6 protein-coding genes and 1 pseudogene are annotated in these 5,622 nt (G+C 55.3%); all 7 read right to left on the reverse strand.

Annotated elements, in window-relative coordinates; all coding sequences use genetic code 11:
• Positions 1 to 226 (reverse strand): FAD-dependent thymidylate synthase (locus tag ACUVTA_RS08200; RefSeq protein WP_445952465.1); only part of this gene is annotated, 226 nt, incomplete at its 3' end.
• 56 nt (positions 227 to 282) lie between these two features.
• The gene (gene cysS, locus ACUVTA_RS08205; RefSeq protein WP_445952469.1) at positions 283 to 1,719 is read right to left on the reverse strand and encodes a cysteine--tRNA ligase; all 1,437 of its coding nucleotides are present in this window, start codon (positions 1,717 to 1,719) and stop codon (positions 283 to 285) included.
• A pseudogene (gene cysE / locus ACUVTA_RS08210) lies at positions 1,719 to 2,388 on the reverse strand (serine O-acetyltransferase). Before cysE ends, cysS begins: the two are co-directional and overlap by 1 nt.
• A gap of 70 nt (positions 2,389 to 2,458) precedes the next feature.
• Positions 2,459 to 3,625 carry a 2-C-methyl-D-erythritol 4-phosphate cytidylyltransferase gene (gene ispD / locus ACUVTA_RS08215; protein ID WP_445952466.1) on the reverse strand — a complete coding sequence of 389 codons (1,167 nt, stop codon included), beginning with the start codon at positions 3,623 to 3,625 and terminating at the stop codon, positions 2,459 to 2,461.
• Positions 3,618 to 4,076 carry a PIN/TRAM domain-containing protein gene (locus ACUVTA_RS08220; protein ID WP_445952467.1) on the reverse strand — a complete coding sequence of 153 codons (459 nt, stop codon included), beginning with the start codon at positions 4,074 to 4,076 and terminating at the stop codon, positions 3,618 to 3,620. The genes ispD and ACUVTA_RS08220 overlap by 8 nt, the downstream gene beginning before the upstream one ends.
• Positions 3,997 to 4,662, reverse strand: a complete 666-nt coding sequence (locus tag ACUVTA_RS08225) for a hypothetical protein (protein WP_445952468.1) — start codon at positions 4,660 to 4,662, stop codon at positions 3,997 to 3,999. The genes ACUVTA_RS08220 and ACUVTA_RS08225 overlap by 80 nt, the downstream gene beginning before the upstream one ends.
• A gap of 301 nt (positions 4,663 to 4,963) precedes the next feature.
• Entirely contained in the window at positions 4,964 to 5,440 is a 477-nt protein-coding gene (locus ACUVTA_RS08230) for a CarD family transcriptional regulator (protein ID WP_123928423.1), read from the reverse strand.
• Between the last annotated feature and the right edge of the window lie 182 nt (positions 5,441 to 5,622).

Raw genomic sequence — 5,622 nt, forward strand, 5'->3', positions numbered from 1 at the left:
GCGAGACACCTTCAACGGCAAAGGTAAAGGTGGCGTGTTCGATAGGCGTTACGTGTCCCATCTGCACTAATTTGGCGATAAAGGCTGCCGGATCGCCGTCCCGCACTTTTTCTAGAAGCGCCTCCGTTCCAAGTGGCGAGTAACAGCGTCGTCCTGCGGTAGCAACGATCAATTCTGGGTTAGGCGTATGGCCTAACAGTATAACCCTTGCCCGGACAGCTCCCATAAAAGACCCCTCCCCTTTAACAAATTCGCACGCCGCAAAATTTACGTGCTCCGAAATTATGCTCTCTTCCAGCGTACTCCTTCTGGTGTATCTTCTAAGAGGATGCCAATCTCTTTAAGCCCGTCGCGAATACGGTCGGCTGTGTTCCAGTCTTTCCTTTCTCTTGCCTCCTGGCGGACCGCGATGAGAAGATTGAGGAGACGGAGCGATAGGTCATCTTCTTGGTGCTCCTTTTTACCCTCAACCTGGGGTTTCCCGTCTTTTTCCGGAAAAATGCCGAGCACCCGGTTGAAGGCGCAGAAAAGGTCCATTGCCCGGAATAGGATCTCTTGCGGTGGGAGTGGGGGGGTGTGCACAGCCCCGTTGATCTCCCGGACCAGATCGAAGTAGCAGGCCAGAGCCCGCGCCGTATTGAAGTCATCGTCCATCGCTGCCCCGAATGCCGCTTCTATCGCCGACAGTCGTTCGGCCAGGATCCCATCGTCACCCTCGCCGGGCGGTTGTTTGGCGATTGCTTCGGTGAGCAAGCGGTAGGAGTTGGCCAACCGCGCCGCGCTTCGCGCCGCCGCTTCGAGATACTCGGGCGCGTAGTCGAGCGGGCTCCGGTAGTGGGTTCCGATGAGGAAGAGCCGGACAGCAGGTGCGGGGTATAGCCTCAAGATATCCCGGACCAGAAAGACGTTGCCGATCGATTTGGACATTTTTTCCTGCCGGACGGTGATGAAACCGTTGTGGAGCCAGTACCTGGCGAACGACTGACCGGTGGCCGCTTCCGACTGGGCGATTTCGTTCTCGTGGTGAGGGAAGATGAGATCGGCGCCGCCGCCGTGAATGTCGAAGTCGGGTCCGAGGTATTTGAGGGCCATCGCGGAGCACTCGATATGCCAGCCGGGCCGACCTTCACCCCACGGGCTTGGCCACTTGGGTTCTCCGGGCTTGGCCGCTTTCCAAAGGGCAAAGTCGAGGGGGTCACGCTTGTTTTCCCCGGGTTCGACGCGGGCGCCTGCAAGCAAGTCATCGGGGTTACGCCCGGAGAGTTTCCCGTAGCCAGGGAAGCGCCGGACCGCAAAATAAACGTCGCCGCCACTCACGTAAGCGTAGCCCTTTTTGATAAGGGTGGAGACGAGAGCGATTATCTCCGGGATGTGTTCGGAAACCTTCGGGTGGATATCCGCGCGGCGCACGTTAAGCCTATCGGCGTCTTCAAAATACGCTGCCGTATATTTTGCTGCCACCTCGTGCGGGGGGATCCCTTCTTCGGCCGCCCGGTTGATGATCTTGTCGTCCACGTCCGTAAAGTTCTGGACAAAGAGCACCCGATAGCCACGGTACTCAAGGTGCCGTCGGATGGTATCGAAAACCACGACTGCCCGCGCGTTGCCGAGGTGGATATAGTTGTAAGTGGTGGGGCCGCAGACATACATCCGCACCACGCCTGGTTCACGCGGGATAAGCTTCTCTTTCCGTTTGCTCAGGGTATTGTAGAGCTCGATCAAGATTTTTCCTCCCTGTAGAGCCTGGTTTCGAGTGCCGCTAGTTTTTGCTTTAACGTCTTTATCTCCGCTTCAAACCGGTTGAGTGTTTCCGCCACGGGGTCGGGGATCTGGTCGTGGCGCAGGTCGATCGCGTCGCGGACCCTTTGGCCCTCGCGCACCACTACCCTGCCGAGAACGCCAACCACCGTGCAGTTGGGCGGGACGGGTTTTAGCACTACCGAACCGGCACCGATCTTCGAATTATCGCCGACGGTGAAGGAACCAAGGATTTTGGTGCCGGCGCTGATGACCACGTTGTTACCAATGGTCGGGTGGCGCTTACCCTTTTCTTTGCCGGTGCCCCCGAGGGTGACTCCCTGGTAGAGGGTGACATCGTCCCCGATCTCTGTAGTTTCCCCGATAACTACGCCTGCGCCATGATCGATGAAGAAGCGTCTGCCGATTTTGGCACCGGGATGAATCTCGATACCGGTTAAAAAGCGTCCGAGGTGGGGAAGAAGACGCGCCAGGAGAAAAAGGCGCCTACGGTACAGGGCGTGCGCGACCCGGTGCAGCCAGATTGGCGTGCAGGCCAGGATAGCAGAGGAGGACCTCAAGGACGCTTTTCGCTGCGGGATCACGTTCGAAAACTACCTGGATGTCTTCGCGTAAACGTTTCCAAAACATTTCCGGGCATCACCAGGACAATTATAGCATTCGTTGGCGGTTCCAAACAATGGTGGTGCGGCCGGTGTACCTACGTTCGGTGTAAAACCGCTATTCCATAGGCGGCAATGCCTTCTTCCCGCCCGGTGAACCCTACCCCTTCCGTGGTGGTTGCCTTGACGTTGACCAGAAGGGCAGGGATTTCGAGGGTGCGGGCGATATTTTCCGCCATTGTGGTCACGAAGGGGGATAGCCGCGGCCGCTGGGCCACAACGACGGCGTCGATATTTGTGACCCGAAAGCCGCGGGCAGCAATAATTTCCCGGACGCGCGCCAGCAGTGAGAGGCTCGATACCCCCCGGTAACTTTCTTCCGTAGGCGGGAAGTGGTAACCGATGTCCCTGGCTGCAGCGGCCCCGAGGAGGGCGTCCATCACTGCGTGACAAAGAACATCGGCGTCGGAATGCCCTTCAAGCCCCATTTCCCAGGGAATCGTGACGCCGCCCAGAATAAGGGGTCGTCCGGGGACGAGACGGTGAACATCATAACCGAAGCCTACGCGTAGCGGCATCTGTCCCCCAAGAAGTGCGGCGGCGACAGTAAAATCTTCTGGGGTGGTGAGCTTGAGGTTTTCGTAGGCGCCCTGAACCACCTTAACCGGGAGGCCGAGGCGCTCTACCAGCACCGTATCGTCAGTACCGTAGAATCCTTCCTGCTGTGCCCGGCGGTGTGCTGTAACTAGGACTTCAAAGCGAAAGGCTTGGGGGGTCTGGGCCAGATAGACCTGGTCCCGAGGCAACGTTTGCGCGACAAAACCCGCCCCGTCGGTTAATTTGACAGTGTCCTTAGCCGGAACGGCGACCACGGCCGCGCCCCAGGAGGAGGCCGCTTCGATTGCGGCCTCGACAAGCGTAGGCCGCACCAGCGGCCGGACCCCGTCGTGAACGACCACGACTTCGGGCGGGTGCGTGAAATGCTGCAGCCCGGCCCAGACTGACTCCTGGCGGTGGGTGCCGCCGGGGACTACCGCCGCGATTTTGCGGTAACCGAAGGGTTTAATTATTTCCCGGTAACAGAACTCTTCTTCGCCTGGCGGAACCACCAGGACGATCTCCTTCACCGCTTCCAGACCTTCGAAAACGTTAAGCGTCCGGCTCACTACTGGGAGGCCCCCTAAAAGGCGGTACTGTTTCCTGGGGCCACCCCCCATCCGGACGCTCTGGCCCGCGGCCACTATGACGACACCGGCTTCAACCAACCGCGTTCACCCCATCAAGCTTTTCGCCGCCGTCTTCCCGGAGATTCTTTAGTTTGGCAAAGATCATCCTGCCCGCGGTGGTCTGGAGGACGCTGGTTACTGTGGCGCGCACGGGCTTGCCAATATATTTTTCCCCACCGTCCACTACGATCATCGTCCCGTCGTCAAGATAGGCCACTCCCTGTCCCGCCTCTTTTCCGTCCCGCACAACCTGCACGACCATTTCTTCACCGGGCAAAACGATGGGCTTGAGGGCGTTGGCCAGCTCATTTACGTTAAGAACTTTAACCCCTTGGAGTTCGGCTACTTTATTAAGGTTAAAATCCGTAGTGATAATTTTCGCCTTCAGGCTTTTGGCCAGTTGCATAAGCTTAGCATCTACCTCCGGGATGTTGACCAGTGCCTGGACATCTTCGTAGATCTGTATTTTTACGTGGGCCTCTTTGCGCATTCGGTTCAGGATATCGAGGCCGCGCCGCCCCCCGGTTCCGCTTTAACACGTCGTTAGAGTCGGCAATATGTTGTAACTCGTCCAGAACGAAGACCGGAACTAGCAACGTCCCTTCAATGAAGCCGCTGGCGCAGAGATCGGCGATGCGGCCGCCAATAACCGCGCTCGTATCGACGATCTTGACCTGCCCTAGGTTGCGTTGCTCTTTGTTACCTTTTTCCTTGCTTGCCCGGGAAAGGGAACCAATGGTGCTCCACAACTCTTCACCCTTTTTTATCCCGATTGAGAGACCAAGGTACCCCAGAAGTATCGTAACGCCAAGCCAAATAATCTTGCCGAGCCAGCCAAAGCTGGCCAAAATATTGCCGAACAGGTTGGCAATGATAAGGGCGATAATGAGTCCCAGAACCCCGACTACCAGATCAACAACGGGAATCTTTTGAAAATGCTGTTCGCCCTTATTTACGACCCAGATGACGCCGTTGATTAGGCGGGGGGCGAGAAAAATACCGAGTAAGAGTTCCAAAATTCCAGCAACGATAAGAAGAGTAATCTTAACGGAATCTGCGAGGTGCCAAAAACGCAAAAGATTTGCGGCAAGGAAAACACCGCCCGTCCCGCACGCTACAACTAAGACTAAGAAAACTGCTCGCCGTACCAAATAATGTTTCACCTCCTTGATCTGTATGTATAAAATTGCCGAGCTAGAAGAGCGCTCGGGGTACTATTTTAAAATTATAGGGCTTTCTTTTTAAGGTAATTTTTGTGTGATTCCTTATAGATTATACGGCTTTACCCACATTATCTTCTCAAGGAGCCGGATTACTTTGGCTGGGCAACAGAAAATAAAAAAAAGTACGCCCTCCCAGTGGCGTACCTATTTGTCTTTAAGCGAAAGCTTTATCTAAAAGGCTTCTGGCTTTATCTTCCTCGACTTCGGTGGCGAGGGCCAGCTCACTGATCAAAATCTGCTTGGCGTTTTCCAGCATTCGCTTCTCGCCAGAGGAAAGACCTTTCTCTCTTTCTCTTCTTGCCAAGTTACGTACCACTTCGGCTACAGCGTAAATATTGCCGCTTTTGATTTTTTCTAGGTTAGCACGGTAACGGTGGTTCCAGTTGCTCGGCATTGGACTTCCGGAGGCTTTCAAGAGGTTAAGCACCTTTTTGACCTCCTGTTTATTGATTATCTCGCGTAACCCTATCTCCCGGCTATTGGCAATCGGAACCATTACTTTCATATTTCCGATAGGAAGACGTAGCACATAATACTCTCTCTTTTCGCCCAAGATCTCTTTCTCCTCGATCGCTTCAATGATTCCTGCGCCGTGCATCGGATAGACAACCTTGTCGCCGATCTTGAACAAAAAAGACCACCTCGTGAGCCAAGTAGAAGCGTAGCAATAACCAGGACAACAAGTTAAGTATAACATTTCAGGCGCCTTATGTCAAGAGAAAAAACATTCTGGACCGCGTCAACCCACTGTAGGAATTTCAAAACCTCACCGCCCCCGAGCCTGGCCGAGCTACCAGACGAGCGAAAAATTTC

It is taken from the genome of Thermodesulfitimonas sp., assembly GCF_052743955.1.